Here is a 4,238-nt window from a genome sequence, read left to right on the forward strand (position 1 = left end):
GCGCTACGGCGGCCGACGCGGGCCGCGCGGGCGCCGCCGGCGCAGGCTGCGCATTGATCTCGCGCAGGCGCGCACGGCCGCGCGCCAGGTGGCCTTTCACGGCATCGGTGCTGATGCCCAGCAGCGCCGCAATGTCCGCCAGCGACTCCTCCAGGACGTCCTTCAGGATCACGACGCTGCGCTGCGCAACGGGCAGTTCCGCGAAGCGTGACACCGCGGTGCCCACGGCCTCCTGGCGCATCAGCGTCTCCGCGGGATCGGGGTTGGCGGGGTCGGCCACGGCGGACGCGGCGTCCATCGGTTCTGCCAGCCGCAGCGCCCGCGCGCGCAGCAGGTCCATCGCGCGGTTGTGGGCGATGCGAAACAGCCAGGGCCGCAGCGGCGTCGCGTCGTCGAGCTCGGGCAGGGCCGCGAAGGCCCGCAGGAAGGTGTCCTGCACGACGTCCTCGCCGTCGATGACCGAGCCCATGAGGCGCGCGCAATAGCGGTGCAGCTCGGGCCGCAGCATGCCGGCCAGCGCCACCAGAGCGTCGCGGCGTTCGCCCTCCGGCACGGACCCGGGCGTGCTCAAGCCGCTGCGCCCTCGAGCACCGTCGGCTGCGCGTCGTCGCCCTTGAGCCCGAGGGCGACGTCCTGTGCATGCTTCGGATCCTGCAGCGCGGCCACCAACTTGTCGCCGAACAGGCGGGGCGGCATCGGTGCGCCAAAGCGCGCCAGGAACGCCTCGGGCGCGATGCCCATGGCCTGCGCGTAGGCGGCGGCACCCGCATCGCCGGTGCCGGTGCCGCCGATCATCTGCATCGGCACGATGGCCTGGAAGTGGATGCCCAGTTCCTTTTGCTGCGACACGCCGTTGGCGTACTTGGCCATGAACCACAGCATGCGCTTGGCGCCGGCATAGCCGCCCGACAGCGGCGAGCCGCCCTGCGCCGCGCCGCTGGAACCCACCAGCACCCGGCTGCCGGGGGCCAGCGGCACGTTGAGCGCGGCCTGCAGCCAGTAAAGCCCGGCTTTGACGTCGGTTTCCCAGGGCACCGAGAAGTCGGCCCAGCTCATCTGGTCCAACCGGCCCATGCGCGGCGGCGTGCCGGCGTTGAGCGCCAGAATGTCCGGGCGCACCTCGGCGAGGATGCGCCGGGCGGCGGCTTCGTCCGTCACGTCGGCGGAGATGGTGGCCACGCCCAGCCGCTCGGCGACCGCGGCAAGCGTGTCCGCGTCGCGCGCGACCACCGTCACGCGCGCACCCTGCGCGACCAGCGCCTCGACCAGTCCGAGTCCAAGTCCGCGGCTTCCGCCGGTGACGACGACATTCTTGTCCTTCAAGCCCATCAGTTTGCTCCAGAGAGTGTGTCTTGCAAGGACGTGCAAGGCATGGAAAAGGAGCCACGGGCGACGAAATATGTGCGCGATCCGTGGCAAACGAGCGAAGGAATTTCATGTCAGTGGCACCCGGCGTCAGTTGCCTTTCGCACTAAAAACCGTCATTCTTCAGCCTGCCATCGCCAGGTGCACCGCGACAAGCGGCGCGCGCGGCGGGGCAACAGGTCCGCGAGGGAGAGATGCGGGAGACAACGCATGCCGCGGTTGCCGAGCGTCAGCTCGGCCGTACCCGCGCCCACGAGGCGCACGGTGCGGCACGGCAGCCAAGGCCACGTAACAGGACAGCGATATATGAGCGAGTGTTTCGTCGTTTTCGAGCCGGTCAACCACATGTACAAGTTGATCGAGGCGGCCAGGCATGCCGGCATTCACACGGTGGTGTTCCACACCCTGGACCTGGCTACCGGCCCCATCTACAAGGCCGGCCTGGAATCCATCGACGAGTCCTGGCGGCTCGATTCCTGGGACGATGAAGAGGCCACGCTGCGCTTTGTCAACGCCAAGCTGGAAGGGCGGCGCGTGCGCGGCACCTACGGCGGCGTGGAGCCGGCGCTGCCCCTGGAAACCATCGTGCGCCGGCAGGCCGGCCTGCCCACCCACGGCCCGGAACTGATGCGCAACCTGCTCAACAAGAAATGGGTGCGCAGCCGCCTGCGCGACGCCGGGCTGACCCGGCTGCGCATGTTCGATCCGCGCGCCGTGCTGGCCGAGGGGCGCTTTCCCGAAGGCGTGTCCAGCGCCTTCCTCAAGCCGATCCAGGGCCTGGGCAGCATCCATGTGACGCACTGCCGCACGCTCGAGGACCTGGCGCGCGGCCTGGACGTCTGGGACCGGGAACTGCAGTCATACCGCCCGGTCTTCCGGCACCACCTGACTTCCGGCGGCCTGTTCCTGGAAGAGGGGGCCATGGGCGAGCTGATGTCCGTGGAGGGCTGGGTCGCGAATGGCAGCTACACGCCGCTGGGCATCGCCTCGCGCACCGTGCTGAGCCGCGACGTGTCCATCGAAATGGGCGCGCAGTTCCCTTACCCGCATCCCCTGCTCGCGCAGATCGTCGAGAAGATCACCGCGGTGCACAAGGTGCTCGGGCTGGTCCACGGGCCGACCCATGCCGAGCTGATCGTGACCCCGGCCGGCGAGATCGAGCTGGTCGAGATGAACGTGCGGTTCGGCGGCTACGACTTCCTGCTGATGGTCAGCGAGGCCCTGGACCTGCCGCTCCACGAGCTGCTGCTTGAAGTCGCCTGCGGCGGCGCACCGGCGCTGCAGCCGCTGCCGCCGGCGCGCGGTGGCTACGTCAGCATGCAGATGCTGCTGGCGCCCGGCGGCACCGAACGGCTCGATGCTGTCGAGGCGGACAAGGACGCCATCTTCGCCGTCACCCAGACCAAGCCCACCGGCCACGTCTTCGCATCCACCGATTTCCAGAACGACCAGATCCTGCGCTACCTGGTGCGCGATGCCAGCTACGAGGGCGTGCTGAAGAAGGCCGCCGCCGTGCGCTACAACGCCCGCGTCAACGGCAAGCAGCTGGGCAACGACCCCAACAACGTGGTGCAGAACTGAGCCCGCTGTCCACCCGAGCCGCCCCATGCTGAAGGTCGTCGCCGTCTATGTGATCCTGATCCTCCATTTCATGGACATGTCGGTGGCCAACATCGCGCTGGTGCCGATCGCCCTGGACCTGGGGATCGAGGCGTACCGCAGCCAGTGGATCATCGTGGCGTTCGGCATCGGCATCGTCGCCGCCATCCCGGCGGTGCCGCCGCTGGTGAAGTGGATGGGCGGGCGCGCCGCCTTCTCCGCGGTGCTGGCGACCTCGCTGGCCGCGCTCGTGCTGTGCGGCAGCAGCAGCAACTTCTGGATCCTGCTGGCCGGCCGCCTGCTGCAGGGCCTGGCTTCCGGCGCCGTGCTGCTGCTGGCGCAAAAGCAGCTGCTGGCGATGATGAAGGACGCCCCCGCGCTGGCCATGAGCCTGTGGATCAGCGCGCTGGCGGTCTCGCCGGTGGTCGGCCCGGTGGCCGGCGCGCTGGTGGTGGACGCCGTCGGCTGGCACTGGGTGTTCCTCGGCCAGGTGCCGATCCTGCTGCTGTGCATCTTCGTGATCCGCGCCGAGCTGGGCGTGACGCCCGAGCGGGGCGGACCGCCTCCCTCGGCGCTGGTGGTGCTGGCGCTGACCGGCGTGCTGCTGTTCGGGCAGCTCGCGCTGGAAGCCTTCCTGGGCAAGGCGCAGGACGCCGGCACGGCGCGCTGGCTCTACCTCGGCGCCGCGGCGGTGAGCCTGGTCGTGCTGCGCTGGCACACGCATGCGCGCGCCGCGCCGCTGTTCGACTGGGCCCTGCTGCGCAACGGCCCTTTCGCCGCCTACCTGTTCCTCAACACGATGCAAGGCGCGCTGCTGGTGATGACGGCGGTGATCTACACGCTGTGGATGCAGCTGCAGCTCAAGCTTCCGCTGCCGCACGTGGCGGGCGTTCTGGCCAGCACCGGCTTGATCGCCGGCGTGCTGTCTCCGCTGATCGGCAAGTACGCGCAGCCGCGCCTGCAGCCGGTGATGGTGATGGCCGGCGTGCTCCTGTACATCGCCTCGTTCCTGATCGCCGCGCGGCTCACGCTGGACGCTCAGGGCTGGGCGCTGGTACTGCCGCGCGTGGTGTGCGGTTTCGCGCTGGCCCTGCTGTCGCCGGGCAGCTACCTGATGATCGCCAAGCTGCCCGAGCCGCGCCGCCTGGAAGCCAATTCGCTGGCGTTGTTCAGCCGCCTGATCGGCATCAACGTGCTGCTGATCGCCGGCGTGGCCATCGCCAGGCTGCTGGCCGACGCCGCCGGCCGCGACGCCCGCGCCGCGAGCCTCGCGA

The 4,238-nt window shown here is 69.9% G+C and carries 4 protein-coding genes; 2 read left to right on the forward strand and 2 right to left on the reverse strand.

Annotated elements, in window-relative coordinates:
• Together H0U68_RS13270 and H0U68_RS13275 are read right to left on the reverse strand one after the other, a co-directional pair.
• Positions 1–571: RNA polymerase sigma factor (locus tag H0U68_RS13270; protein WP_296356319.1), on the reverse strand; the 571-nt coding region annotated here is incomplete at its 3' end.
• Positions 568–1,329 (reverse strand): SDR family NAD(P)-dependent oxidoreductase, encoded by a 762-nt coding sequence (locus H0U68_RS13275; protein WP_296356321.1) that lies wholly within the window; start codon positions 1,327–1,329, stop codon positions 568–570. The genes H0U68_RS13275 and H0U68_RS13270, both read right to left, overlap by 4 nt.
• Before the next feature lie 342 nt (positions 1,330–1,671).
• Here H0U68_RS13275 and H0U68_RS13280 point away from each other — a divergent pair, with 342 nt between their 5' ends.
• Positions 1,672–2,946: an ATP-grasp domain-containing protein gene (locus tag H0U68_RS13280; RefSeq protein WP_296356323.1), complete on the forward strand. Its 1,275-nt coding sequence runs from the start codon at positions 1,672–1,674 to the stop codon at positions 2,944–2,946.
• 25 nt (positions 2,947–2,971) lie between these two features.
• Positions 2,972–4,238: MFS transporter (locus tag H0U68_RS13285; protein ID WP_296356325.1), on the forward strand; the 1,267-nt coding region annotated here is incomplete at its 3' end.

Origin of the sequence: Ramlibacter sp. (genome assembly GCF_013697775.1) — a bacterium.
Lineage (GTDB): Bacteria > Pseudomonadota > Gammaproteobacteria > Burkholderiales > Burkholderiaceae_C > Ramlibacter.